Raw genomic sequence first — 24,327 nt, forward strand, 5'->3', positions numbered from 1 at the left:
GCATGGATGACGAGGGTTCCGCCAGCGGGTCTACTCGGCGTCGCACCCCGCCCGCTGACCCGCTGCGAAGCGCGAAATCGCCGGAAGCGTGCCAGTTCGCCGGAACGTTCCGGCGAACCCGCACGATTCCGGCGAATTCGACAACGCAGCCGGGCGCGCCGGGCCGGGCGCGGGCTAGGAGTAGTAGTTCGCCAGGGTCTCGGCCTTGAACTCGAAGAAGTTGCCCGCCTCGATGGCCAGGCGCGCGTCGTCGACCATCTTCACCACGAAGCGCTCGTTATGGATCGAGATCAAGGTCGCCGAGACCATCTCCTTGGCCTTGAACAGGTGGTGGATGTAGGCCCGCGAATAGTTCAGGCAGGCGTAGCAGTCGCAGCCTTCCTGCAGCGGGCCGAAGTCACGCTTGTACATGGCACCGGAGAGGTTGTACCGGCCGGTGGGGTGGTAGAACGCCGAATTCCGGGCCACCCGGGTGGGGGAGACGCAGTCGAACGTGTCCGCGCCGTTCTCGATGGCGGTGAAGATGTCGTCCGGCTCCGAAATGCCCAGCAGGTGCCGGGGCTTGTTCTCCGGCAGCTCCTCGTTGCACCAGCGCACAATGGTGCCGAGGTTTTCCTTCTCCAGGGCACCGCCGATCCCGAATCCGTCGAAGTTCATGGCGCCGAGGTCCTGGCAGGCCTTGCGGCGCAGGTCCTCGTACTGGGCGCCCTGGATGACCCCAAACAGGGCCTGGTAGGGCTTGCCCGCGCGCTCCTCCGTGAGCCGGAAGTGCTCCGTGATGCAGCGCTCGGCCCACCGGCGGGTGCGTTCCAGCGACTCCTCCTGGTAGCCGCGGGAGTTCTGCAGCGTGGTCAGCTCGTCGAACGCGAACATGATGTCCGCGCCGATCTGGTGCTGGACGTTCATGGAGATTTCGGGGCTGAAACGGTGCCGGTCGCCGTTGAGGTGGCTCTTGAACCACACGCCGTCCTCGTCCACATGGGCCAGGCGTTCCTTGCCGGGGGCGACGGCGTCATCGGGCCCCGAACTGTCCACCGACTTCATGTCGATGACCTTCTTGAACCCCGACCCCAGGCTCATCACCTGGAAGCCGCCGGAATCCGTGAACGTGGGCCCGCGCCAGTTCATAAACGCGCCCAGCCCGCCGGCCTCGTCCAGGATGTCCGCGCCCGGCTGCAGATACAGGTGGTAGGCGTTGGCCAGGACGGCCTGCGCGCCGAGCTCGGCGACGGACTCCGGCAGCACCGACTTCACCGTGGCCTTGGTGCCCACGGCGATGAACGCGGGGGTCTGGATCTCCCCGTGCGGGGTGGTGATGGTTCCGGTGCGGCCCAAAAACTCCCCGCCGTTTTCGGCGACCTGCGCGGGCGACGGCGGGCAGCTTTCGCTCAGGCGTTTGCCCACGCGGAAGGAAAACTCGGACTGCTGGGCCGGCAGGAGCGGCGGCACGGGTGATTCAGGATTCGCTGGCACCGTTCAAGTGTGCCAGCTAACAGCCTGCAACCCTTAGTGCAGCGGATCGGATGTGGGGTAGTTCTCAGCCCGCCAGGTGTCCCAGTAGTGGCGGATCGACTCGAGCTGGTGCGCTCCGAGGTCGTAGGTGGAGACAATCACCAGGGATCCGCCCTCGGGCCTGATGTCCTTGATGACCGGCTGGTCCGCCACGATCACAAGACCGTCGCCGTGCTCGGCGTAGTGGTGGACGGTGAGCCCTAACTGGTGGTTGCTGCGGAACCAGACCTTCCCGGAGACCTCCTCGCCCGTGGCCAGGGTCAGCGAGTACGGTTCGCCGGGCTTGGGGACGTCGGACAGGCCCAGCTTTTCGATCGCGGACCCCTCATTCCCGGGGACGGAGAAGAAAAACGTCCGCCGCTTGCCGTGCGGGTGGTGTTCGAGGGCGAACCGGAGCTGCTGGATGAAGGTCAGCCAGCCCTGGGTGATGTCCTCATCCCAGGCGGCCCATTCTGAATTGTGGTCCACCGCGGCGCGGGTGACGCTGAGTTCCGTGCCGGTGGGGACGGGTTTCAGCGTAAACACGTCCCCGCCGTCGACCACCAGGGACGTGTGGTCGGCGCTCTCGATGACATTGGGGCTGAAGTAGATCTCGTTGATTTCGGCCGCCTGGTCGTCGGCCTGCCAGCCGTGCCACTGGGCAACCAACGCGGGCTCGCGCAGCATCGTCCAAACCTGCTGCGCGTCAGAGTTGATCACAACGCTCAGATTGTTCGTCATGGGGTGAAATCTACAGCGCCCGGCGTCCAGCGGGTAGGGGCCTAACGCCTCAGGAGCGGACGGACTCGAGTTCGTTGCCGATCCGGCGGTCCAGCTCCGGCGCACCGATAGTTTCCGACCCGCCGTGGGCACGCAGGAACAGCAGCGCCTCCAGCCGCAGGAGCCGCCACTCGCGCTCCGCGTCCGGATTCGAGTTGTCCATCGCGCGGAAAATTTCCTTGTCGTACAGGTTCGGCTCGTTGAGGGAGCGCTGGCGCACCTTGGCGTTGATCCTGGCCTTGAACGGGTCCGTTTCCATCGCGTCGGGGGCGCGGAGGAACTTCTCGTAGACGGCGGCCCGCTCCTCCTGGCCGAGCTGGCGGCAGATGTAGCTGGACAGGGCCAGTGAGGCTTCCACCGAAGCCCAGCGCCCGCGGTTGCCGTCGAAAGGAAGCACGTTCAGCAGGTCGGCCACGGCGAGGGCGTTCTCGGCGTCCTTGAGGATGATGAACAGCTCCTGCGCCAGGTCGCTGAGGTCTTTGAGGCAGCTCCCGGACTTGGTGTTGATGCCCTTGGCCAGCCGCTCGCCGAGCAGCAGCACGCCCACCGACTTCGGGTGCGCACCGGCCGCCGCTTTAACCACCGACTCGGGCGTCCCGTTGACCGCCGGGATCAGCGCCAGGTCCTCTTCGCTGGGCCCGCTCACCACGGGCGGCACCGGCGGGACAGGCGGCAGGGGAGGCACGACGACGGTTCCGGCGCCCTCCGCGGGGCTGCTTTCCTGCCCGGCGGCATCGCTCCGGGCCTGGGTGTCCGCGGCCGGTTCGACGAGCTGCAACGGGGCGGCCGCCTCGCCGGACGGGCCGTCGTCAACCCCCGCGCCCTCCTCCAGGACCAGGACGGTGGAGGCCGCCGCGATCCGCAGCCCGCCGCCACCGGTGAGGGTCGCCAGGACCATGGCGGGAGTGCCGAAATCGTCGGTTTCGACGTCGACGCGCTGGATTTCGGCGGAGCGGTTGCCGTCAGGCAGGAGCAGATGATCGCCGCTCTGCAGAGCTCCCGCCTGCTGTTCGACGTAGTTCGGGGCGGCCGGGGGGTGGGTCATCTGGAATCCTTAAATTTCTTTTTTGGTCCGCCCATCAGTCTACAAAGGCGAGGGTGGGCAGCCGTCCGCGGTCAGTTCCCGACGCCGGCGAAGGCCAGTGCCTGCCGGATCAGGGCGCCGCGTCCGCCGCTGAATTCCAGCTGGACATCCGAGCTCATCACTTCCTGCGGCGTCATCCAGGTCAGTTCCAGCGCGTCCTGGCGCGGGGAACATTCTCCGGTAACCGGAATGACGTACGCCAGTGCGACTGCGTGCTGGCGGTCGTCCGTGAACCCGGTGTGCGACGGGGACGGGAAGTATTCGGCCACCGTGAACGGCACCGGGCTGATGGGCAGCTGCGGGAACGCCAGCGGGCCCAGGTCCTTCTCCATGTGGCGCAGCAGGGCGGCCCGGATGGTCTCCCGGTACAGCACCCGGCCGGAGACCAGCGAGCGGATCATGTTGCCGTCCTCGTCGGCCTGCAGGAGAGTGCCCACCTCGTTCACGAACCCCAGCGGGTCCAGCCGGACCGGGACGGCCTCGACATAGACCATGGGCAGCCGGCCGCGTGCCTCAAACAGATCTTCTTCGGAAAGCCAGCCAGGGTTCGGGTCAGGGGTGCGAACGTTCATGGTTAAGTTCTACCCCATCCCTGCCGCTGAGTTGGGGTCATGCTCACCCGGAGGCCGGTGCCGCGGAGATCCAGAGCGGCGGATGCGCGGCGGTTCCGTCGGCATCGGGGTTGGCCACGTGGAGGGTGGGGATCAGGGCTTCCTCGAGGACCGCGGCCTCGTGACCGGCCTCCCCGAGGCGGTGGCGCAGGGCGTCAAAGTCGCCGGCGTACTCGAAGCCCAGACCCGCGCTGCCGGTGCCGGTACCGGCTCCGAGCATCAGGATCCCGCCGTTTTTCGCCGTGAACGCCTCCGATTCGGCGGTGTCCGTGCCTGCGTCGCCCGGGACAGGGCGGGGCTGGGCGCCGATATCGCGCAGCGTCTGCGCCGCCGCGACCGCGTCCTCGGAGAACCAGACACCGACGACGGCGATGTCCGGGTCGGCCTCGGCCGACCCGCCCCAGCTACCGTCGCCGGCGCGGGTTGCCGGGTCGGCCAGGAAGCTGAAACCGCCGGCGGCGGTGATGCGGCAGGACGGGCCGTGGTCCGCCTCGATGAGTTCCGCCGTGGTGCCGCCGGCGGTGGTGCTCCCGGCCGCGCCGGACTCCTTGGTCCGCCGGGCGAATTCCTTGAGGTCCCCCACTTCGACGCCTAGGGACGTGGTGCCGTCCTGGGGCGACCCTTCCTCGACGAAGTGCAGGGCCAGACGGCCGGAACCGGCGTCGAACTCCCGCCACGTGGGCTCGTCAACCGTCTTGACCAGGCCGAGGCCGGTCAGCAGCCGCTCCCACGGGTCAAGCCGGGAGGTGAAGTGGATCGGGCGGACTCGCAGCATCGTTGCTCCTCAGGTAGTGGTGGAAGGGGTCTCAGGAATATCGTCCCACCAAAGCGGCCGCAGGGGGCGGGGCGGGAGCACAATGGTGCAATGGCTCGTGAACTTGAGGAACTCCTGGTGAAGGATGCGGCCCAGTGGCGCGCCTGGCTGGAGGAACACCACGCGGACAGCCCGGGGGTGTGGCTGGTGCTGCACAAAAAAGGCGGCTCGGTGACGGAGCTGGACTACGAGGCCGCCCTGCAGGAAGCGCTCTGTTTCGGCTGGATCGACGGGCAGGGGCGGCGCCGCGACGAAGACAGTTCCTTCCAGCGGATGACCCGGAGGGGGCCGAAAAGTGTGTGGTCCGCCCGGAATGTGGAGCGGATCGGGCGTCTGGAGGCGGAGGGGAGGATGGCTGCTGCGGGACGCGCCGCCGTCGACAGTGCCAAGGCGGACGGGCGCTGGGAAGCCGCCTACTCCGGCGCGGCGACGGCGGAGGTGCCGGAGGATCTTGCCGCGGCCATCGCAGCGGAGCCGCGGGCGCAGGCGATGTTCGAGGTGCTGACCTCGGTGAACCGGTTCGCCCTGATCTACCGGACCAACGGCGTCAAGCAGGCCGCCACCCGGCAGAAGAAAATCGAAGGGTTCGTCGAGATGCTGGCCAGGCATGAAACGCCGTACCCGCAGAAACGACGCCCGACGGCGACCTGACCGGCCTCCGACCGGCTGGCGGCCGCGGTCCCTAGAAGCGGACGCCCATGGCCTGGGCAATCACCACGGCCGACGCCGAGGACCAGGCCTGCGGATGGCACGACGCCGGGTACGGCACCGCGTGCCCCGCCTCCCCGGCGGGGATGCCGGCGAAAAGTTCCGGCAGGCGGTGCCCGAACGCCCCGGACGCGGCCAGGAGGCCTTCGGCGATGGTTCGGGCCTCGGCGAGGAACCCCTCCGCGAGCAGTCCCCGGGCCGCAATCGCGGTGTCGTGGCTCCAGACGGACCCGCAGTGGTAGCTGAACGGCCAGAAGCCGGCGGCCCGCCGGGACATGGTGTGCACGCCGTAGCCGGAGAACAGGTCAGGGCCCAGCAGCCGGTCCGCCACGAGCCGGGCCTCGGAAGCGTCCAGGATGCCGGTGCCCAGCAGGTGGCCCATGTTGGACCCCGGGATGTCCAGGGGATCGCCGTGCCCGTCGAGGGCCATGGCAGGGAAGGCCCCGCCGTCGTCCTCGACCCAGAAGCGCGCCCGGAAATTCTGCTGCAGGGCCTCGGCAAAGTCCCGCAGCGCCTGGCTGCCGGGCTCGCCATAGGCGTCAAACAGATCAGCGGTGTGGACGGCGGCCTGGTAGGCGTAGCCCTGCACCTCGGAGAGGGCGATGGGCCCGTCCGCCTGCCGGCCGTCGCGGAACTGCATGGCGTCCCCGGAATCCTTCCAGCCCTGGTTGCTGAGGCCGTGGCCGGTGGCGTCCTGATAGCTGAGGAACCCGCTATTGGGGCTGCCGGGCGCGCCGCCGGCAGCCAGCAGCCAGTCCGCCGCCCGCACCGCGTTGGGCAGGAGGGAGCGGACCGCGGCGTCGTCCAGCCCGGACTGGCCGAGTTCCGCCAGCAGGCACAGCCACAGCGGGGTAGAGTCGACGGCGCCGTAGTAGACTGGCGGGAGGCGCAGCCCCTGGCTCTCAAGCACCAGCTCCTTGGCGCGGAGTTCGTGCAGGATCTTGCCGGGCTCTTCGGCGGCGGCGGGATCGCTCCCGGTGCCCTGGAAGGCGGCCAGTGTGCGCAGCGTTCCGGCGGCGAGCCCGGCGTCGAGCGGCAGGAGCATCCGGGCCGCCCAGAGCGAGTCACGCCCGAACAAGGTGAAATACCACGGCGCCCCGGCGGCGAGGAACGGCGCGTCGGGCACCCGCCGCGTGGCCAGCCGGAGGCCGGCGAGCTCGTCGAGGGAGTTGTCCAGCAGCTGCCCCAGGGCACCGGACGGTTGCGCGCGGACGCTGCGCGAGGCGGCCGGCGGGGCCGCCACCACGGCGTCGTCGCTGTCGGCGAGCACAGCCTGCCATTCGGCGTCGAACGGGCGCCCGCGTCCTGCCGTGCCGCGCCAGACGAGCCTCTCCCCGGCGGCGACGCTGCCGGGGGCCGCGACGGTCAGGGTCCGCCCGCCGTCGCGCCAGCGCAGCGTGGAATCGTCCGCCGCGAACGGCTCGGCGGGATCCCGGAAGCGGCTGAGGCGGATGGCGGCCATGTCGGTGAAGTCCGCGGCCAGCCGGACTTCGATTTCCACCTCCAGCGACTCAAGGGACGTGGCAAGGTGCAGGGAATGGCGGACGACGCCGGGCGTGACCGTCCAGGTCTGGACCAGTTCGACGGCGGGATCCTCCGTGGGCCCCGGGATGCCGCGGACCAGCCCGCGCACGCGCAGCACACCGCCGGTCTCCGCCTCCACGGTGGCCGGTTCCGGCTCCATGCCGTTCACCCGGACCTCCGCCCGGCACAGCATCCGGGTGTCGCCGTGCAGCAGACCCGTGAACCAGCCCCCTCCTGCGGCAGCAGAGCCGGAGGAAACAGCAGAGCCGGAGGAACCGGCAGCGCCGGCCAGCCGCCCGTCGGCGTCGAGCCAGAGCTGGGTGGGCGCGGCAACGGAGCAGTGCTGGCGGTGGAGCGCTGGCTGAACAGTCATGCGCCCCACCCTATGCCGGGAGCCGGACCTGCTCAACGAACCCCGCGGGGCCCGCCGGCCGGATTCCTGGTGCCGTGGCCGGGCCGTAGCCGGGCCGTAGGCTGGAGGGACGGACACGTTTTCAGATGGGGGAACCGGAAATGAACCGATGGACTTTGGGCGCTGCGGCAGCCGTGGCCGCTTGCTCCCTGGCAGCGTGTGCTGCCTCGGAGGTACCGCCGCCGCCGGCGGACGGGGGAACGTACCAGTCGATTGAAGATTTAAGGCAGGCGGTGGAAAACGCCGGCCTGCGGTGCCCGGAGCTGGTCCTGGACACCCCGCCCGCCAAGTTCGCCGCCTCCTCGGGAAGCTGCGGCGAGTTCCTGTTCCTGGCCACATACAGCAGCGACACGTATCTGCAGTCGCAGCTCGATTTTGTGGGGACGGCCGGGCAGAGGGCTATCAATGTCGGAAAGAACTGGACCGTGGTCAGTGAAGACCTGGACCGCCTCCAGAAACACCTGGGCGGCACGGTCCTCCACACGGGGCCGTAACTCGCTCGCGTAGCTCCCGCCCGCGCGGGTACGGCTACGCCTGCGGCAGGTCGTCCATGGGGAAGGCCACGGCCTCGCCCACGACCCGGAGGCACAGCTCGGTGCCCGGGCGGGCGATGGAGGCGTTCCAGTGCCGGATGGTAATGATCTCGCCGCCGCCCGGGTAGCGGTGGTCCGCCAAGGCACCCTCCGCGAGGACGGGCGGGACCGCGAGCTTGAGCCGCACCGTGGTCTCCGGTCCGAAGTAATCGGTGTCCACCACCGTTCCGCGGATGGGTCCGTCCTCGGCGATCCGGATCTGCTCCGGGCGCAGCATCAGCTGGACGCGGCCCTGCGCCGGCGGCCGGCGCACGGGGATGCCGCCCAGGGAGCACGTGGCCAGGGAGCCTTCCATCCAGGCGTCGAGGATGACGGCGTCGCCCAGGAACTCGGCGGTGGCACGGTCCGCGGGCCGCGTGTAGACAATGAACGGGTTGCCGATCTGCGCCAGCCGTCCGCCGCGCATCACCGCCACCTGGTCCGCGAAGGACAGCGCCTCGCCCTGGTCATGGGTGACCAGGATGGTGGTGACGCCGGCGTCGTGGAGGACCTTTCCCACGGCGCGGCGCGTGGCCACCCGCAGCCCGGCGTCGAGGGCGGAGAACGGTTCGTCCAGCAGCATGAGTTCCGGCTCCCTGGCCAGCGCACGGGCGAGGGCCACCCGCTGCTGCTGCCCGCCGGAGAGCTGGTGCGGGCGGCGCTTGGCCATGGCGGGGTCCAGCGAGACCATCTCCAGCAGCTCGCCCACCCGCGCCTTCACACCGCGGTGTCCGCCGGATAGCTTGGCGGAGTCCAGGCCGAAGGAGATGTTCTGGCCGACGCTCAGGTGCGGGAAGAGCGCCCCGTCCTGCGCCACGTAACCCACATGCCGTTTGTGCGCGGGAACCCAGACGCCGTCGCCGGCCACCTTGGCGCCGTTGAGCGAGATGCTGCCGGTGTCCGGGTGCTCAAACCCTGCGATGAGCCGCAGCAGGGTGGTCTTGCCGGAGCCTGACGGGCCCACAATCGCCGTTGTCCCGCCTTTGGCCACCGCGAGGTTGACGCCCTGGAGGACGGCCTGGGAGCCGAAGTTCTTGGTGACGGACTCGATTTCCAGGTGGCTGTTGGTGCTGGGGGCCACGGAGGGGGCGATCCGCGGTTCCGGAAGGCGCGAAGGGCTGTACTGGGTCACTGTCCCGCTGCTTTCTTGGACTGTTGGAAAAGGAGGTAGGTCATCGGCGCCGAGATCAGGATCATCAGCAGGGCGTATGGCGCGGCGCCGGCGTAGTCGATCTCGCTGCTCTTGCTCCAGAACTCGGTGGCGAGCGTCCGGGTGCCGTTGGGGGAGAGCAGCAGGGTGGCCGTGAGTTCGTTCACGATCCCGAGGAACACCAGGGCGGCGCCCCCGGCGGCTGCCGGGGCGGTGAGCCGCAGTGTGACCCGGAGGAAGGCCAGCAGCGGCGGCTTGCCGAGCGCTTGGGCGGCCTCATCGAGTTCCTTCGGCGCCTGGGCCAGGCCGGAGCGGATGTTGACCAGGGCGCGCGGCAGGAACAGCAGCACGTACGCCGCTACCAGCAGGGCCGAGGTCTGGTAGAGATCCGGTGCGGCCTTGATGCTGACGGTCACGAAGGCCAGGCCCACCACAATCCCGGGGAGGGAGCTGGTGATGTAATTGGACAGCTCCAGGGCCTTGCTGAACCAGCTGGGGTGCCGCACGGCCAAGTACGCCATGGGGAAGGCGACGACCGTGGTGGCGAGGGCGCCCGCAAGGCCGTACGTCAGGGTTTGCAGGAGGGCCGGAAGGAATTCGTCCGCGGCCCAGATCTCCGGGCCGCCGGCGATGATCCAGCGCAGCACAAAGGTCAGCGGCAGGCCGAAGGCCAGCGCGGTGAGCGCGGCCAGGAACAGCTGGGCCGGGACCTGGTAGACGTGCAGGGGCAGGCGGAGGGCGCCGGCCTGGGCGCCGGAACCGATCCTGGCGTAGCGTGCGCTGCCGCGGCTGCGGACCTCCACCAGCAGCAGGATCAGGCAAAAGAAGACCAGGACGCTGGCCAGCATGTTCCCGGCGGTCCCGTTGAACGTGGACTGGTACTGCACCATGATGGCGGTGGTGAAGGTGTCGAAGCGGATCATCGCGAACGCGCCGTATTCGGCCAGCAGGTGCAGGGACACCAGCAGCGCCCCGCCGGTCATGGCAATGCGCAGCTGCGGCAGCACCACCCGGAAGAAAGTGCGCCAGGCGCCCAGGCCCAGGGCCGCCGCGGACTGTTCGATGGCGGGGTCCAGCCGGCCGAGCGCGGCGGCGGCCGGGATGTAGACCAGCGGGAAATAGGACAGCGTGGCAATCAGCACGCCGGACCACAGCCCCTCCAGGGACGGCACCGCGGAGACCCAGGCGTAGCTGTTGACGAACGCCGGGATGGCCAGCGGCGCCGCGAGCAGCACGGCCCACACCTTCCGCCCGCGGAGTGTGGTCCGCTCCACCAGCCAGGCCCCGCCCACGCCGAGCGCCAGGCAGAGCGGCACGGTGACCGCCATCAGCAGCACAGTGTTGAGCAGCAGCTCGCCCACCCGCTCGCGGAAGATCAGGGCCGAGGCGGTCTCCCACCCCGTGGCGACCGTCATCACAATGACGTACCCCAGCGGGATCAGCGAAAACAGGGCAATGAGTACGGCAAGGATTGACACCGCGGAAACGCCGAAAGGCGGGCGGGGGCGTTTGCCCCGGCCCGCCGTCGTCGTGCCCCCGGGAGTTCCGGGTGCCGCCAGCTTGGTGGTCACGTGGTTACAGCAGTCCTGCCTTGGTCATCATCTCGGTGACCTTCTCGGAGTTGAGCTTGGCCGGGTCCACCGTGGGAGCCTGCAGCTCCGCCAGCGGGACCAGCTTTTCGTTGGCCGGGACGTCGGACGCGATGGCGTATTCGAAGGACGTGCCCTTCTGCAGGACCTCCTGGCCCTTCTTGCCGGTGATGAACTTGACGAAGGCCTGGGCGGCCGCCGCGTTCTTCGAGGACTGCAGCACGCCGCCGCCGGAGACGGACACAAACGCGCCCGGGTCCTGGTTCTTGAAGTAGTACGGGGTGACGTTCTTGGAGTTCTCGCCGGTCTTGGCCTGGTCGCCGTAGTAGTAGTAGTGGTAGATCAGGGCGGCGTCGACCTCGCCGGCGTTGACCGCCTTCATGGCCGTGCTGTTGCCCTTGTAGGCCTTGAAGTTCTCCTTCATGCCCTGCAGCCATTCCTCCGTGGCGGCTTCGCCCTTGAGCTCGAGCAGTGCGGAGACGATGGCCTGGAAGTCGGCACCGGACGGCGATGCCGCCCACTTGCCCTGCCATTCCGGCTTGGCCAGGTCCAGCATGGACTTGGGCAGCTGGTCCTCGGTGAGCTTGGCCTTGTCATAGACCAGCACGGTGGAGCGGGCCGCGATGCCGGTCCACTTGTTGGTGGAGGGGCGGAATTCGGCCGGCACCTGGTCAATGGTGGCCTGGTCGACGTCGGCGAAGAGCCCGGCGTTTTCCACCTGGGCCATGGCCGGGGAGTTCTCCGTGAGGAAGACGTCGGCCGGGGAGGCCTTGCCTTCCTGGATGATCTGGTTGGACATCTCCGTGTCGGAGCCCTGGCGCATGGTCACCTTGACGCCGGTTTCTGCGGTGAACGCGTCCACCCATTCCTTCGTCAGGGACTCATGCTGGGCGTTGTAGACGGTGATCTCGCCGGAGATTCCGGAGCCAGCGGCGGCGCTGCTGTTGGGGGACGTCGAGGCGCCGGAGCCACAGGCGGACAGGCCGAGCGCGGCGGTGGCGGCAAGTGCAATACCTGCCAGCGCGTTGGTGCGGATCTTCATGGGGCTGCTTTCGTAAGGAAGGTCTTAGGGTCCCTAGCCCCCTGTGAGCGGGGGGAAGTTAGGGCGTGCTCACTACGAAAAACTGTAGGTTAGCCAAACCTAAGCAACCAAGCTGAAGGCGCCTTAAGTGATCAGGATCACAGTAATTACGAAACTATTGCGTGACTTAATTCGAAGGTGTGATGTTTCCGGGTCCCGGGAGTCCGGCGGGGCCCGCAATTGACGCGGCGGCCTCCAACACCATCCAGGCCTGCAGCTGGGTGGAAAGTTCGACGGCGGCGCCCTCCGGATAGGTGGCGTGCGCCGGCCGCTCGGGGCGGGCCGAGAACAGGACCCGGCCGCCCTTGCGGGCCAGCGGATCCCCGGCCGGCACGATGCGGCGGCCCTGCCAGAAGGCCTCGGCGGTGCCGGTCACCAACGCCGCGGCCGTGCTCCGGGTAGCGACCGGAAGCCGCGGGTCGGAGGCGGCCAGGGCCAGGTACCGGACCAGGATGCCGGTGAACAGCCCGCCGTCGCCGGTGCCCTCACAGCGCAGCACCGCGGCGCTGCCCCCGGCCGGCGTGGCCGGGAGGGTGAGGTTGCGGGCGACGGCGGCCACCAGTGCGGACGCGCGGCCCAGGTTGGCGTCGCCGCCGAGTTCCAGCAGGGCGCCCAGGACCGGACCCTGGTTGTACGTGTAAATGGCGCTTTCCAGCACCACGTCCCCGTCCGGAGCGATGCGCAGCCCGTCCTGGTACAGGCCCTGTGCCGGGTCGAACAGCCGGGCCTCCAGCCAGTCCAGCAGGGCCTGCGCTCTGGCCTGCTTGCCGGTGCGGGCGTAGTAGAGGGCCACCGGGGCCGTGGCCGGGGTGTTTTTGAAGTCCCGCTTCTTGCTCCAGAACGTGCCGCCGCCGAGGTCGTCTGTGGATGCGGAGTCGAACTGCAGGGTGAGGCGCTGGAGGGCCCTGGCATTGCGGCGGCGGCCAGCCGCCTTGCGGCTGTCCTCCGCAAGTTTTTCCAGCCGCAGCGTGGACAGCGCCAGCCAGGCCATGTCGTCGTAGTAGTTGTTGACGAAGGTCAGGAAGTTGCGCAGCCGGATCCCTGTGACCAGGCGGGAGGCCAGCCGGCCGGCGCTGGGCCGGTCATCGCCGTCGAAGCGGGTGGCGGGCCTGCCAGCACGCCCCAGTTCCCGGCGGCCGGTATCCACGAGGCAGTCCACATAGTGCGCCTGCCACCAGTAGTGCCAGGGCCGGGCCAGGTTCTTGAGTCCGCCCGACGGCCGCACGATGGCGGCGATGTGCGTCCCCGGCAGGAACAGGAGCCGCTGCCCGAACATCCGGGTCACCGAACGGGCCGCCTCGTCGGCCCGGAGCGGCCAGTCGGGGGCGGCGGACGTCTCTGCGTGGGTCATGGCTCCAGCCTAGCGGCGGGGACGGGTGCAGGGCCGGAGCGGACATGCCCCGCGGGTGAAGGTGCGGAATGCCCGCATTCCAGTTAACCTGAACTAACTAAGCTCCTGCAGATCCGTGGCGACCGGCACGGTGCCGCGGCGGGTTCCGGTTCCACATCAAGGAGGATGCATGGACATCAAAGGTACGGTTGCGCTGATTACGGGCGGGGCCTCGGGACTGGGCGCGGCCACCGCCCGGCGCTTGTTCGACGCCGGCGCCTCGGTGGTTCTGGTGGACCTGCCGGGCTCTGCCGGCGACGCCTTCGCCGCCGAACTGAATACCCGGGCCGAAGCCCCGGCACGGGGCCAGGCGGGGAACCGGGCGGTGTTCGTTCCCGCCGATGTCACCAGCGAAAGCGAGGTGCAGGCGGCCGTGGACGCCGCCGTCGCCCTTGGCCCGCTGCGGATCGTGGTCAACTGCGCCGGCATCGCCACCCCCGGGAAGGTCCTGGGCCGCGACGGCGTGCTGCCGCTGGAGACCTTCAGCCGGGTCATCCAGATCAACCTCGTGGGGACCTTCAACGTCATCCGGCTCGCGGCGGCCGCGATGGCCGCCACGGAACCGGCCGTGACCGAGCTCGGCGGCCCGGAGCGCGGCGTCATCATCAACACCGCCTCGGTGGCGGCGTTCGACGGCCAGATCGGCCAGCCCGCCTACTCGGCCTCCAAGGGCGCGGTGCACGCCATGACGCTGCCGATCGCCCGCGAACTCGCGCGGTCGCTCATCCGGGTGGTCACCATTGCGCCGGGCATCTTCGAGACCCCGATGATGGCCGGACTGCCGCAGGAGGCCCAGGATTCCCTCGGGCAGCAGGTGCCGCACCCGTCCCGGCTGGGCCGCCCCGCCGAGTACGCCAACCTTGCCGCCCACATTGTCGACAACGCCATGCTCAACGGCGAAACCATCCGCCTCGACGGCGCCATCCGGATGGGACCGAAGTAATGAGCGCCGACGTGATGCGCGCCGAAGCCGGCGCGGCCGCCGGCGCCGGGCGGGACCTGCCCACCGCTGATTTTTTCGACTTCGAGGCGATGCTCAACGCCGCGGAGCAGGCCAAACTCGCTGAACTGCGGGAGTTCCTGGCCCGTGAGGTGGCGCCCTATGCCGGCGAGTGGTGGAACAAGGCGGAGTTCCCCGCCCACATCCTGCCCCAGCTGGCGGCCCTGGAGCTCAGCGCGCCCGCCCAGCGCGGCTACAGCCACCTGTTCGCCGGGCTGGTCATCGCCGAGATCACGCGGGTGGACACCTCGCTCGCAACGTTCTTCCTGGTCCACCACGACCTCTTCGTCGAGTCCCTCTACGGCTTCGGCTCGGAGGAACAGAAGGCGCGCCTGCTGGACGACGCCGCCAACCTGCGGACCACCGGCGCGTTCGCGCTCACCGAACCGGACCACGGCTCCGACGTGGCCGGCGGGATGGAGACCACCGCCCGCCGTGTCGCCGGCGGGGCGCCCGACGGCGGGGACACCTGGGTGCTCAACGGCGCCAAGCGCTGGATCGGCAACGGGACATTCTGCGACTACATGCTGGTCTGGGCGCGGGACGAGGCCGACGGCGGCATCCGCGGCTTCATCGTCGACGCCACCCTCCCGGGCGTGACCCGGAGCCGGATCGAGAACAAGATCGCGCTGCGCACCGTGCAGAACGCGGACATCACCTTCAAGGACGTCCAGGTGGCGGAGGCGGACCGCTTCGCCGGGATCAGCAGCTTCGAGGACACCAACGAGCTGCTGCGCGGCTCCCGGATCATGGTCGCCTGGCAGGGTGTGGGCCAGCAGCTGGCCGCCTTCGACGTCGCCCGGCAGTACGCCGTCGAACGCCAGCAGTTTGGACGGCCGCTGGCGAAATTCCAGCTGGTCCAGCAGCAGCTGGTGACCATGCTGGGCAACGCCGTCGCGAGCATGGGCATGATGGTCCGCATCGCCCAGCTGCAGGAGCAGGGTGCCGCGGACATGCCCCAGGTGGCGCTGGCGAAGTCCTACGTCAGTGCCCGCATGCGGGAAACCGTGGCCATGGGCCGGTCCCTGCTGGGCGGCAACGGGATTGTCACCGACTTTGCGATGGCCAAGATCTTCGCCGACGCGGAGGCCATCTACACCTACGAGGGATCGTTCGAGATCAACACCCTCATCGTGGGACGGGCCGTGACAGGGGTGTCCGCGATCGTCTAGAGCAGGCCGGGCTCCTTCTCCCCGGCTTCGATCCGGTAGTCCAGGCTGTTGTTTTTCACCGGCATGGGGCAGGTGCCGTAAGGGGTGAAGGCGCTGGGGTAGTTGATGGCCCGGTTGAAGTCCAGGATCACCGTCTGGTTCCCCTGGGCATCGGTGCGGGGCCGGGCCGTGGAGACCTTCCGCCACTCGTCGGTACTTTCGCCGTTCGTCTCGTCGTGGAACGTGACGGTCAGCGCGCCGAGCTTCTCCTCCTCGGCCTGCAGCCGGAACTCGTGGTCCTTGCCGGGGAGCCGGAACCCCAGTTCGCCGACGGACCGGTGCACCCCGTCCACCAGCGGGTTGGCGGTGCCGATCGGGACGTCGACGGGCTCCGGATAGGGGTGGAAGCGCGCCTCGACCACCAGGTCGGGCCGGTAGTCGAAGGTGGGGACACCGTCGAACCCGGTGAACACGGGCGACGTGGAATCCCTGGTGCGCACCGCGTACCTGCCGCCGCGCATGGCGAGTTCCACCTGCACCTGCCGCCCGTCACCGCCGCCGTACTGGACCCAGAACAGCGACTCCTCATCGGAAAGCGCCGCGCTGATGGTGCCGTCCACCGGGGCGCCGGTCTCCACGAGGGTGATCCCGTCAGCCGCCGCGGCGGTGAGGAACGCCGTCGTGCCGTCCGTGGACCAGAGCCCGGGGGCGAGGTCGACGGCGGCCGGCTTGTCCTCCAGCCATTGGAAGGATGTCAGGGTCAGCCAGCCGTAGTCGCTGGCCAGGGCCGTGTTGCGGTTGTTCCGGAAGCGCTGCCAGCGGGCCAGCTGGGCGTCGGTGCCGGGGTTGGTGGTGGTCACGGGTTCCTCCTGCTGCGGGTCAGTTGGGGTGGTGTGTGCCGAGGCTGGCTGCAACCAGGTGGGCTGCCGTTGCCTTGGCCGCGGCGGCCGCGGACGGATCGGCGTCAAGCACACCGCTGGCGAGGCCGCCGTCCAGGACCAGGGTCAGGCTGCGGGCCAGCTGGTCCGGATCCGGGGCGCCGGCGCGGCCGGCCAGGTCCCGGATCCAGGCGCGGACCTGCTGTTTGTGGGCCACCGTCCGTTCGTGCACCCGGGTGCCGGACGCGGACTCGGCGGCGGCGTTGATGAAGGCGCAACCGCGGTAGCCGTCGCGGCGGCAGGCGGTGGTCAGGGCGTCGAACAGGCCAACGAGCTGGTCAGCGGGCTCCGGCCCAGAGGCTTCCGCGGCGGCGTGGAGCTGCCCGGTCCACACGCCGTCCACCTTTTCCAGATAGGCCAGGATGAGGTCATCCTTGGCGGGGAAGTACTTGTAGAACGTGGCCTTCGCGACGCCGGACTCGGCGATGATCGTGTCGATGCCGGCGGCCCGGAGCCCCTGGGCGTAGAAGAGACGGAAGGCGGTGGCGAGGATCTTGTCCCTGGCCTGCCCGGCCGGGGTGCGGGCTGCCTGCTTTCCCGTGGCTGCTGGCGGCGTCATGGGTCCATGCTACCTCCGGGGTGGACAGACCAGTCTGTGCGTCATTGCCGCAGACAGGTCTGTCTGGTAGCCTCCAAAACAGCAGACAGCCCTGTCTACCGTTGAGCCCGCCGATACCCATCCAGAAATTCGAGGACGCCATGAAGATCGCCGTATTGGGAACCGGGACCGTCGGCCCCGCAATCGCCGGGGCGCTGTCCGGCCTGGGGCACCACGTCGTCATCGGCACCCGCGACCCGGAAGCGACGCTGGTCCGCACCGAACCCGGCGCGACGGGAGGCCCGCCCTTCGCCGAATGGCACGCGGCGCACAGTCGGGTCGGCGTCGCCACGTACGCGGACGCCGCCGCCGGCGCCGACGTCGTGGTCAACGCAACCAACGGCACCGGCTCCCTGGCCGCCCTGGGCGCGGCAGGGGCGGAAAACCTCGCCGGCAAGGTGCTGATCGACGTCGCCAATCCGCTGGACTTCTCCCACGGCTTCCCGCCGTCGCTGAACCCCGTGAACACGGACAGCCTGGGCGAGCAGATCCAGCGGACCTTCCCGGAGGCGCGCGTGGTCAAGACCCTCAACACGATGAACGCGGGCGTGATGGTGGACCCGGCGAGCGTTGCCGGGGGAGACCACTCGGTATTTGTCTCCGGAAACGATGTCGATGCCAAGGAAGTTGTGAGCGGGCTGCTCAGGGACCTGGGCCACCGCGACATCATCGACCTGGGCGACATCACCACCGCCCGCGGCGCCGAAATGGTGCTGCCGATCTGGCTGCGGGTCTGGGGCGCGCTGGGAACCGGAGCGTTCAACTTCAAGATCGCCCGCTAGGCCGGCCGGCGGCGGGGCCTGTGCGCGCCCGGCCCGACACTATCTGAGACGGATTCCCGGCACGCGGCGGCTGCAGGTAGCATCTTTGAGGAAGAAAGTAACCCGGCTCACAGTATCCAGCGCAGTGTACGAGCCAAGTCCTCTTGAGAGATTGATTCCATGGCTGACACTGCAATGCATTCTGACACCGATCTTGCCGCCGAGCTCCGGGCCGACGTCCGCCGGGTGTCCACCCTCCTCGGCGAATCGCTGGTCCGCCAGCACGGCCCGGAACTCCTGGACCTCGTGGAGCAGGTGCGCCTGCTGACGAAGGAGTCCAAGGAGGCTGCCCGCGGCGGTGCCGATGCCACCGGGCCGTGGAGCTCGTACGACGTCGTCGCCCAGGTCCGCGAGCTGCTCGGCTCCCTGCCCCTGGAGCAGGCGACGGACCTTGTCCGTGCCTTCGCGTTCTACTTCCACCTGGCCAACGCCGCCGAGCAGGTCCACCGGGTCCGCGGGCTGCGCACGCGGCAGGAAAAGGACGGCTGGCTGGCCAAGGCTGTCGCCGACGTCGCCGGGCAGGCCGGCCCCACGGTGCTGCAGGACGTGGTGAACGAACTCGATGTCCGCCCCATCTTCACCGCGCACCCCACCGAGGCCTCCCGCCGGTCCGTGCTGGACAAGGTGCGCCGGCTCTCCGACATCCTCGCGGAGACCACCGCGGAGGGAACATCCGCGCGGCGCCGCCAGGACCGGCAGCTGGCCGAGGTGATCGACCAGATGTGGCAGACGGACGAACTCCGCCAGGTCCGGCCCACCCCCGTGGACGAGGCCCGGAACGCGATCTACTACCTCACCGGCATTCTGGGCGACGCCATGCCGGAGATGCTCTCGGACCTCTCCGAACTGCTCGCCGAGCACGGCGTCAGCCTCCCCGCGGAGAAGGCACCCATCCGCTTCGGGTCCTGGATCGGCGGTGACCGGGACGGCAACCCCAACGTCACCGCAGCCGTCACCCGCGAGATTCTGCAGATCCAGAACCAGCACGCCGTCCGGATCAGCATCGGCCTCATCGACGGGCTGATCTCCATCCTGTCGAACTCGACGGCGCTCGCCGGGGCGGACAGCGAGCTGCTGGAGTCGATCGACGTCGACCTCAAGAACCTGCCCGGGCTGGACCGCCGCGTCCTCGAACTGAACGCCCAGGAGCCGTACCGGCTCAAGCTCACCTGCATCAAGGCCAAGCTGCTGAACACCGCCCGGCGCGTCTCGGCCGGGTCGGCGCACGAGCCGGGCCGCGACTACACCGCCACCGCCGAGCTGATCGCCGAGCTGGGCCTGCTGGAGCGTTCGCTCCGCAACCATCACGCCGCCCTCGCCGCCGACGGGGCCCTGGCCCGGGTCCGCCGCGCCATCGCCTCCTTCGGCCTGCACCTGGCCACCCTCGACATCCGAGAGCACGCGGACCACCACCACGACGCCGTCGGGCAGCTGATGGACCGCCTGGGCGGGCCCGGGGTCCGCTACGCGGAACTCAGCCGGCCCGAACGGCTGGAGGTGCTGGGCTCGGAACTGGCCTCGCGCCGCCCGCTGTCCGGCCACCCGATCAAGCTCGACGGCGTCGCCGACGGTACGTACGACGTCTTCCGTGAGATCCGCCGTGCCCTGCGCACCTACGGCCCGGACGTGATCGAGACGTACATCATCTCCATGACACGGGGTGCGGACGACGTCCTGGCCGCGGCGGTGCTGGCCCGCGAAGCCGGGCTGGTCAGCCTCTTCGGCGAGGCACCCTACGCCCGGATCGGCTTCGCACCGCTCCTGGAGACGGTGGAGGAGCTGCGTGCCTCGGCCGAGATCGTGGACCAGCTGCTGTCCGACCCGTCGTACCGCGAGCTGGTCCGGCTCCGCGGCGACGTGCAGGAAATCATGCTCGGCTACTCGGACTCCAACAAGGAATCCGGGGTGATGACCAGCCAGTGGGAGATCCACAAGACCCAGCGCAAGCTCCGGGATGTCGCCGCGAAGCACGGCGTCCGGGTGCGCCTCTTCCACGGCCGCGGCGGCTCGGTGGGCCGCGGCGGCGGGCCCACCTACGACGCCATCATGGCCCAGCCGAACGGTGTGCTGGAAGGCGAGATCAAGTTCACCGAGCAGGGTGAGGTCATCTCGGACAAGTACTCGCTGCCCGAGCTCGCCCGGGAGAACCTGGAGCTCTCGCTCGCGGCCGTCCTGCAGGGCTCGGCGCTGCACCGCACCCCGCGCACCTCCGAGGACCAGCGCGAACGCTACGGCCACGTCATGGAGACCGTTTCCGACGCCGCGTTCGCCCGGTACCGGACGCTGATCGATGACCCTGACCTGCCCGCGTACTTCATGGCGTCCACCCCGGTGGAGCAGCTGGGGTCCCTCAACATCGGCTCGCGGCCGTCCAAGCGGCCCGATTCCGGCGCGGGACTCGAGGGCCTGCGGGCCATCCCGTGGGTGTTCGGCTGGACCCAGTCGCGGCAGATCGTCCCGGGCTGGTTCGGCGTCGGCTCCGGGCTCAAGGCCGCCCGCGAGGCCGGGCACTCGGCCCAACTGGTGGAGATGATGGACGGCTGGCACTTCTTCCGGTCCGTGCTGTCCAACGTGGAAATGACGCTGGCCAAAACGGACATGGACATCGCCGGCTACTACGTCTCCACGCTGGTGCCGGAGGAACTGCACCACCTCTTCCGCGCCATCCGGGCCGAATACGAGCTCACCGTCGCGGAGATCCAGAACCTCACCGGCGAGGACCTGCTCCTCGACGCCCAGCCCACGCTGAAGCGCTCGCTGGAGATCCGGGACCAGTACCTCGACCCGATCAGCTACCTGCAGGTGGAATTGCTGCGCCGGGTGCGGTCCGAGGGGGCCGGAGAGAGCATGTCCAACGGCGAGATCGACGAGCGCCTGCAGCGCGCCATGCTGATCACGGTGAACGGTGTGGCGGCCGGCCTGCGCAACACCGGCTGACCCTCAGACCCTCCCTCAGGTGTGGCGGGTTTTTTCCGGACCCTCCCTCAGTGCCTGCGGGAGGGTCCGCCTAGATCCGGCCGGATCTGCGGGAGGGTCGAGGGGCGGCTAGGGTTGATTCCATGCCGTCCTTCCAGACCAGACTGAAGATCACCGGCCTGAAGCCGGGAAATCCGCCCGAGGCCGTGATGGCCGCGGCCGTCGAAGCGCTGGAGACCAGGCACCACGTCGAGGCGAACCAGCTCGAACTGGCCGGCGGCGTGCCGCAGCTGCACCTGCGCTTCCTCGTGGAGCCGACGTCCTACAGCGGTGAGAACAGCCAGGCGCTGGAGTCGGCCGCGATGATGCGCGACGCCGTCGAACGCGTTGCCGTGACCGGGAACCTGATGGTGCTCCGCCGCAACAGGGGCCGCTGGGCGCCCGTGTAGATGCTGCGCGGGACGGGTGCGGGTCAGAAGTCCAGTTCGTCGTCGGGCCCGTCCACCACGGGAGAGCTGTTGCCGCGCCTCCGCGTGACCACCACGCCCACTATGACGCCGATCAGGATCCCGACGCCGACGCCGATCAGCGAGCTCGCCCAGAACGGCAGGCCCGTGGCCGCGCCCGTGGCGTAGCCGAGGCCGACGGACCACGCCGCCCACAGGAGGCCGCCGAGGGCCGCGCAGAGACTGAATCCGCGGGTGGAGACGTTGGCGATGCCGGCCGCGGCGGTAGTGGCCAGCCGGCCGCCAGGGATGAACCGGATGCCGATGATGGCCCCGTAGGTGGTGGACCGGCCCGCCTTCCCGATCGCCGTGTGCACGGACTGGTGGAAGACACGGCCCCACCGCCACCGGTCCAGGACATGGCTCAGGCGGCGCTTGAAGAGCTGGAACACTAGCATGTCGCCCAGCCACGACGCGGCCGCCGCGAGGAACACCACCAGGAACGCGTTGGCGCGGCCGGCGGCGGACAGGGCGCCGCCGGTGATGACCACCATCTCGGACGGGACCGGCGGAAAAATGGCATCGCCCATGACAATCGGGACGATCCAGAAGTAGATCGCGTCCCGCCAGCCGTCCGCGCTGCCGAAGTCCATGGGCACAAATTACCGCACTTGCGTCCGGTCGGACCTACGGGCTGGGATGAGGCTGCGGTGTGCGGCTGCCGCCGCGCGGGCTCAGCGCGCTTCGCTGAGCTCCAGGCCGCTGCGGTATTCGACGGGTTTTCCGGAGATGGGGTCCACGAACCGGATGCCGCGGGCCAGGAGCTGGAGCGGCTTGGTGTAGTCATCCGGGGCCTTGTCCAGCAGGTCCGGATAGAAGGCGTCGTTGACGATCCCCAGGCCCAGGGACGCCATATGCACGCGGAGCTGGTGGGTCTTGCCCGAGTGCGGCTCGAGCCGGTACAGCGCGCGCCGCTGGCCGCCGTCGGGCGTGCCGCTGGTTTCCCTGCCCTGGGCGGGAGCGCCGGGGCCGGCGAAGGTGCGCAGCCGCTCGATGCGGGTTTCCGCGTTGGGCTCGCCGTCCACCACTTCGGCGAGCAGGTAGCTGCGGGACTTGGTCATCCGGTTCCGGACCACCACGGGAAAGTCGACGGCGGGATGCCCGGGCGCGGGCTCCGCCGCGGACACGCACTCGTACTCCTTCTGCACCTGGCGCTTTTCGAAGAGCACCTGGTAGCGGCCGCGGGTTTCGGGGTTGGTGGAGAGCAGGAGGATCCCGGCGGTCATCCGGTCCAGCCGGTGCATGGGGATCAGGTCCGGCAGGCCCAGCTGGTTCCGGAGCCGCACCAGGGCCGACTCCTGGATGTAGGTGCCGCCGGGGGTGGTGGGCAGGAAGTGCGGCTTGTCCACCACAAGGAGGTGCTCGTCCTGGTGCAGGATGCCCAGCTCCACGGGGATCCGGGTTTCCGGGGGAAGGGTGCGGTAGTACCAGATGAAGGTGTGGTCCTCGAGCCTGGTGCGCCGGTCCAGGGGGATGCCGCCCTCGCCCACGATCTCGCCGGCGTCGAAACGCTCCTCGATGCCCTGCGGGTCGATATGGCCCCAGCGGTGCATCATGTAGTCCATCGCGGTTTCCCACGGGCCCTCGTCCGGCAGGCGCAGACGGGTGGCGTTGACGCCGTCGCGCACGGGAAGGGGGGATTGCATCACCGGTCCATTCTACGGCGGCGGGCGCGGGCGCCGCCCCGGAGGCGGCGAGCCCCACCCCCATCCGACGATAAAAAAGTTCTTGACAAATAAAACTGTCGGTAGCGAGACTGGTGGCATGTTAGACATCGAAGTGATCGAGGACCCGGCCGCGGCGGGGGTATCGCTGGACCCCATCCGGACCCGCATCCTGATGGAACTCGCGGAGCCCGGCTCGGCCACGCAGCTCGCGGCCAGGGTGGGCCTGCCGCGGCAGAAGGTGAATTACCACCTCAAGGCCCTGGAGCGGCACGGGCTGGTGGAACTGGTAGAGGAGCGCCGGAAGGGCAACGTCACGGAGCGCATCCTGCGGGCCAGCGCGGCCTCCTACCTGATTTCGCCGGCCGCGCTGGCGTCCGTGGCGCCGGATCCGCACCGGTTCTCGGACCGCTTCTCGGCCTTCTGGCTGCTGGCCCTCGCCAGCCGCATGGTCCAGGAAACAGGGCGGCTGATTGCGGGTGCCGCCGCAGCCAAACAGCCGCTCGCCACCTTCGCCATCGACGGCGAGATCACCTTCCGGTCGGCGGCGGACCGGGCCGCCTTCGCGGAAGAGCTCGGCGTCGCCGTGACCCGGCTCGTGGACAAGTACCACGACGGCGGACCGACGGCCCCGACGCCCGGGCCCGGCGGCGGGCGCAAGCACCGCCTCGTCGTCGCACTTCACCCCTCACTTAAAACACCCACAACCCCATCAGCTAAGGAGCAGGACAATGACTGACAAGCGGAACTTCGAAATCATCGCGGACACGGAACTGCCCGGCACGCCCGAGCGGGTCTGGGAGGCCGTCACCGCCGGCACCCCGGCCTGGATGTTCCCCACGGATGAGTGGCCGGCCGTGCGGACGGTCGATGAATACCCCACCCACCTGGTGTCACGGATGGACGGCCCGGACGGCTGGTTCAACCAGCTGGAGCACGTCCTGGAACCGCTCGACGGCGGCCGGGCCCGACTGCACTACGTCCACAGCGGCATCTTCCAGGGCGACTGGGACGGGCAGTACGACGGCGCCAGCAAGCACACGGTGTTCTACCTGCACACCCTCGGCCAGTACCTGAAGTATTTCGACGGCAAGCCCGTGGTCTTCACGGACATCCAGGCACCGGCCGCCTCGCAGACCCCGGACGGCTTCAGCCGGCTTAAGGCCGCAATGGGTGTGGACGGTGCGGCCCAGGGGGATCACGTGGACCTGGAGCTCGACGGCGTCGGGCGGCTGTCCGGCGAGGTGGACTTCACCAACGACAACTTCCTGGGCCTGCGCACGGCGGACACGCTGTACCGGTTCTTCGGCCGCAATGCGTTCGGCGCTCCGGTGGGCATGACGGTCCACGACTTCAGCGGGAGCGGGGACTCCGAAACCACGGCGAAGGCCTGGAGCGGGTTCTTCGAGAAGGTCTACGCCTAGCACCTGCTCCCGCGCCCGGACGCGGCAAAGTCCGGGCGACGCGGCACCTGCCGGCCGACACCGCACCTGCCGGCCGACACGCAAGAGTCCTGGCGACGCGGGA

General features: G+C 69.4%; 23 protein-coding genes. 9 read left to right on the top strand and 14 right to left on the bottom strand.

Going from position 1 to position 24,327, the window contains the following annotated elements; all coding sequences use genetic code 11:
- Positions 1-174: 174 nt before the first annotated feature.
- The 5 genes from tgt to AR539_RS05300 all read right to left on the bottom strand — a co-directional run bounded on the left by tgt (position 175) and on the right by AR539_RS05300 (position 4,741).
- Complete coding sequence (gene tgt, locus AR539_RS05280; protein ID WP_066433312.1) at positions 175-1,473, bottom strand: tRNA guanosine(34) transglycosylase Tgt; 1,299 nt, start codon at positions 1,471-1,473, stop codon at positions 175-177.
- A gap of 33 nt (positions 1,474-1,506) precedes the next feature.
- A complete protein-coding gene (locus tag AR539_RS05285) occupies positions 1,507-2,232 on the bottom strand; it encodes a hypothetical protein (RefSeq protein WP_066433313.1) in 726 nt (241 codons plus the stop codon).
- Positions 2,233-2,281: 49 nt separating this feature from the next.
- Positions 2,282-3,316, bottom strand: a complete 1,035-nt coding sequence (locus tag AR539_RS05290) for a DUF6707 family protein (protein ID WP_066433314.1) — start codon at positions 3,314-3,316, stop codon at positions 2,282-2,284.
- A gap of 71 nt (positions 3,317-3,387) precedes the next feature.
- Positions 3,388-3,927, bottom strand: a complete 540-nt coding sequence (locus AR539_RS05295) for an NUDIX hydrolase family protein (RefSeq protein ID WP_066433315.1) — start codon at positions 3,925-3,927, stop codon at positions 3,388-3,390.
- Positions 3,928-3,970: 43 nt separating this feature from the next.
- Positions 3,971-4,741 (bottom strand): hypothetical protein, encoded by a 771-nt coding sequence (locus AR539_RS05300; protein ID WP_066433317.1) that lies wholly within the window; start codon positions 4,739-4,741, stop codon positions 3,971-3,973.
- A 90-nt stretch (positions 4,742-4,831) separates the two neighbouring features.
- Here AR539_RS05300 and AR539_RS05305 point away from each other — a divergent pair, with 90 nt between their 5' ends.
- Positions 4,832-5,431, top strand: a complete 600-nt coding sequence (locus AR539_RS05305) for a YdeI/OmpD-associated family protein (RefSeq protein WP_066433319.1) — start codon at positions 4,832-4,834, stop codon at positions 5,429-5,431.
- A 31-nt stretch (positions 5,432-5,462) separates the two neighbouring features.
- Here AR539_RS05305 and AR539_RS05310 read toward each other — a convergent pair whose 3' ends face one another.
- A complete protein-coding gene (locus tag AR539_RS05310) occupies positions 5,463-7,385 on the bottom strand; it encodes a glycogen debranching N-terminal domain-containing protein (protein WP_066433320.1) in 1,923 nt (640 codons plus the stop codon).
- 272 nt (positions 7,386-7,657) lie between these two features.
- Here AR539_RS05310 and AR539_RS19485 point away from each other — a divergent pair, with 272 nt between their 5' ends.
- Entirely contained in the window at positions 7,658-7,918 is a 261-nt protein-coding gene (locus tag AR539_RS19485) for a hypothetical protein (RefSeq protein ID WP_066433321.1), read from the top strand.
- A gap of 34 nt (positions 7,919-7,952) precedes the next feature.
- On the opposite strand, the gene AR539_RS05320 is transcribed toward AR539_RS19485, so the two are convergent.
- The 4 genes from AR539_RS05320 to AR539_RS05335 all read right to left on the bottom strand — a co-directional run bounded on the left by AR539_RS05320 (position 7,953) and on the right by AR539_RS05335 (position 13,167).
- Positions 7,953-9,128 carry an ABC transporter ATP-binding protein gene (locus tag AR539_RS05320; RefSeq protein ID WP_197410563.1) on the bottom strand — a complete coding sequence of 392 codons (1,176 nt, stop codon included), beginning with the start codon at positions 9,126-9,128 and terminating at the stop codon, positions 7,953-7,955.
- Positions 9,125-10,717 (bottom strand): ABC transporter permease, encoded by a 1,593-nt coding sequence (locus AR539_RS05325; RefSeq protein WP_197410564.1) that lies wholly within the window; start codon positions 10,715-10,717, stop codon positions 9,125-9,127. The genes AR539_RS05320 and AR539_RS05325 overlap by 4 nt, the downstream gene beginning before the upstream one ends.
- Before the next feature lie 4 nt (positions 10,718-10,721).
- The gene (locus tag AR539_RS05330) at positions 10,722-11,777 is read right to left on the bottom strand and encodes an iron ABC transporter substrate-binding protein (protein ID WP_066433322.1); all 1,056 of its coding nucleotides are present in this window, start codon (positions 11,775-11,777) and stop codon (positions 10,722-10,724) included.
- Between the two features lie 166 nt (positions 11,778-11,943).
- Positions 11,944-13,167: a glycoside hydrolase family 76 protein gene (locus AR539_RS05335; protein ID WP_066433324.1), complete on the bottom strand. Its 1,224-nt coding sequence runs from the start codon at positions 13,165-13,167 to the stop codon at positions 11,944-11,946.
- Between the two features lie 169 nt (positions 13,168-13,336).
- Between AR539_RS05335 and AR539_RS05340 the strand changes: the two genes are divergently transcribed.
- Complete coding sequence (locus tag AR539_RS05340) at positions 13,337-14,149, top strand: SDR family NAD(P)-dependent oxidoreductase (RefSeq protein WP_066433327.1); 813 nt, start codon at positions 13,337-13,339, stop codon at positions 14,147-14,149.
- Positions 14,149-15,378, top strand: a complete 1,230-nt coding sequence (locus AR539_RS05345) for an acyl-CoA dehydrogenase family protein (protein ID WP_231728501.1) — start codon at positions 14,149-14,151, stop codon at positions 15,376-15,378. The genes AR539_RS05340 and AR539_RS05345 overlap by 1 nt, the downstream gene beginning before the upstream one ends.
- Here the strand turns inward: AR539_RS05345 and AR539_RS05350 are convergent.
- Positions 15,375-16,217, bottom strand: a complete 843-nt coding sequence (locus AR539_RS05350; protein ID WP_066433329.1) for a DUF1684 domain-containing protein — start codon at positions 16,215-16,217, stop codon at positions 15,375-15,377. The genes AR539_RS05345 and AR539_RS05350 overlap by 4 nt on opposite strands.
- A gap of 19 nt (positions 16,218-16,236) precedes the next feature.
- On the bottom strand, positions 16,237-16,854 hold the full coding sequence (locus tag AR539_RS05355) for a TetR/AcrR family transcriptional regulator (RefSeq protein ID WP_066433331.1): 618 nt from the start codon (positions 16,852-16,854) through the stop codon (positions 16,237-16,239).
- A gap of 140 nt (positions 16,855-16,994) precedes the next feature.
- Here AR539_RS05355 and AR539_RS05360 point away from each other — a divergent pair, with 140 nt between their 5' ends.
- From AR539_RS05360 to AR539_RS05370, 3 genes are all read left to right on the top strand, one after another.
- Positions 16,995-17,675, top strand: a complete 681-nt coding sequence (locus AR539_RS05360; protein WP_066433333.1) for an NADPH-dependent F420 reductase — start codon at positions 16,995-16,997, stop codon at positions 17,673-17,675.
- Positions 17,676-17,834: 159 nt separating this feature from the next.
- Positions 17,835-20,651: a phosphoenolpyruvate carboxylase gene (ppc, locus tag AR539_RS05365; RefSeq protein ID WP_066433334.1), complete on the top strand. Its 2,817-nt coding sequence runs from the start codon at positions 17,835-17,837 to the stop codon at positions 20,649-20,651.
- Positions 20,652-20,773: 122 nt separating this feature from the next.
- On the top strand, positions 20,774-21,079 hold the full coding sequence (locus AR539_RS05370) for a hypothetical protein (RefSeq protein ID WP_066433335.1): 306 nt from the start codon (positions 20,774-20,776) through the stop codon (positions 21,077-21,079).
- 23 nt (positions 21,080-21,102) lie between these two features.
- Here the strand turns inward: AR539_RS05370 and AR539_RS05375 are convergent, their stop codons facing one another.
- Both AR539_RS05375 and AR539_RS05380 read right to left on the bottom strand, forming a co-directional pair.
- The gene (locus AR539_RS05375; protein WP_066433336.1) at positions 21,103-21,729 is read right to left on the bottom strand and encodes a DedA family protein; all 627 of its coding nucleotides are present in this window, start codon (positions 21,727-21,729) and stop codon (positions 21,103-21,105) included.
- An 81-nt stretch (positions 21,730-21,810) separates the two neighbouring features.
- On the bottom strand, positions 21,811-22,782 hold the full coding sequence (locus AR539_RS05380; RefSeq protein WP_066433338.1) for an RluA family pseudouridine synthase: 972 nt from the start codon (positions 22,780-22,782) through the stop codon (positions 21,811-21,813).
- 118 nt (positions 22,783-22,900) lie between these two features.
- Between AR539_RS05380 and AR539_RS05385 the strand changes: the two genes are divergently transcribed.
- Both AR539_RS05385 and AR539_RS05390 read left to right on the top strand, forming a co-directional pair.
- On the top strand, positions 22,901-23,539 hold the full coding sequence (locus tag AR539_RS05385; protein WP_066433342.1) for a winged helix-turn-helix domain-containing protein: 639 nt from the start codon (positions 22,901-22,903) through the stop codon (positions 23,537-23,539).
- Positions 23,532-24,224, top strand: a complete 693-nt coding sequence (locus AR539_RS05390) for an SRPBCC family protein (protein ID WP_066433343.1) — start codon at positions 23,532-23,534, stop codon at positions 24,222-24,224. The genes AR539_RS05385 and AR539_RS05390 overlap by 8 nt, the downstream gene beginning before the upstream one ends.
- Positions 24,225-24,327 lie beyond the last annotated feature (103 nt).

Origin of the sequence: Arthrobacter sp. EPSL27, from assembly GCF_001512305.1 — a bacterium.
In the GTDB taxonomy this organism is placed as follows: Bacteria; Actinomycetota; Actinomycetes; order Actinomycetales; family Micrococcaceae; genus Arthrobacter.

What these genes read in the sequence shown, in the direction of transcription:
- ppc (WP_066433334.1), top strand. Translation starts at nt 17,835, where the DNA reads ATGGCTGACACTGCAATGCATTCTGACACCGATCTTGCCGCCGAGCTC.
- AR539_RS05295 (WP_066433315.1), bottom strand. Translation starts at nt 3,927, where the DNA reads ATGAACGTTCGCACCCCTGACCCGAACCCTGGCTGGCTTTCCGAAGAA.
- AR539_RS05300 (WP_066433317.1), bottom strand. Translation starts at nt 4,741, where the DNA reads ATGCTGCGAGTCCGCCCGATCCACTTCACCTCCCGGCTTGACCCGTGG.
- AR539_RS05305 (WP_066433319.1), top strand. Translation starts at nt 4,832, where the DNA reads ATGGCTCGTGAACTTGAGGAACTCCTGGTGAAGGATGCGGCCCAGTGG.
- AR539_RS05375 (WP_066433336.1), bottom strand. Translation starts at nt 21,729, where the DNA reads ATGGACTTCGGCAGCGCGGACGGCTGGCGGGACGCGATCTACTTCTGG.
- AR539_RS05290 (WP_066433314.1), bottom strand. Translation starts at nt 3,316, where the DNA reads ATGACCCACCCCCCGGCCGCCCCGAACTACGTCGAACAGCAGGCGGGA.
- AR539_RS05360 (WP_066433333.1), top strand. Translation starts at nt 16,995, where the DNA reads ATGAAGATCGCCGTATTGGGAACCGGGACCGTCGGCCCCGCAATCGCC.
- AR539_RS05335 (WP_066433324.1), bottom strand. Translation starts at nt 13,167, where the DNA reads ATGACCCACGCAGAGACGTCCGCCGCCCCCGACTGGCCGCTCCGGGCC.
- AR539_RS05370 (WP_066433335.1), top strand. Translation starts at nt 20,774, where the DNA reads ATGCCGTCCTTCCAGACCAGACTGAAGATCACCGGCCTGAAGCCGGGA.
- AR539_RS05390 (WP_066433343.1), top strand. Translation starts at nt 23,532, where the DNA reads ATGACTGACAAGCGGAACTTCGAAATCATCGCGGACACGGAACTGCCC.
- AR539_RS05385 (WP_066433342.1), top strand. Translation starts at nt 22,901, where the DNA reads ATGTTAGACATCGAAGTGATCGAGGACCCGGCCGCGGCGGGGGTATCG.
- AR539_RS05380 (WP_066433338.1), bottom strand. Translation starts at nt 22,782, where the DNA reads ATGCAATCCCCCCTTCCCGTGCGCGACGGCGTCAACGCCACCCGTCTG.
- AR539_RS05285 (WP_066433313.1), bottom strand. Translation starts at nt 2,232, where the DNA reads ATGACGAACAATCTGAGCGTTGTGATCAACTCTGACGCGCAGCAGGTT.
- AR539_RS05330 (WP_066433322.1), bottom strand. Translation starts at nt 11,777, where the DNA reads ATGAAGATCCGCACCAACGCGCTGGCAGGTATTGCACTTGCCGCCACC.
- AR539_RS05310 (WP_066433320.1), bottom strand. Translation starts at nt 7,385, where the DNA reads ATGACTGTTCAGCCAGCGCTCCACCGCCAGCACTGCTCCGTTGCCGCG.
- AR539_RS05355 (WP_066433331.1), bottom strand. Translation starts at nt 16,854, where the DNA reads ATGACGCCGCCAGCAGCCACGGGAAAGCAGGCAGCCCGCACCCCGGCC.
- AR539_RS05345 (WP_231728501.1), top strand. Translation starts at nt 14,149, where the DNA reads ATGAGCGCCGACGTGATGCGCGCCGAAGCCGGCGCGGCCGCCGGCGCC.
- AR539_RS05340 (WP_066433327.1), top strand. Translation starts at nt 13,337, where the DNA reads ATGGACATCAAAGGTACGGTTGCGCTGATTACGGGCGGGGCCTCGGGA.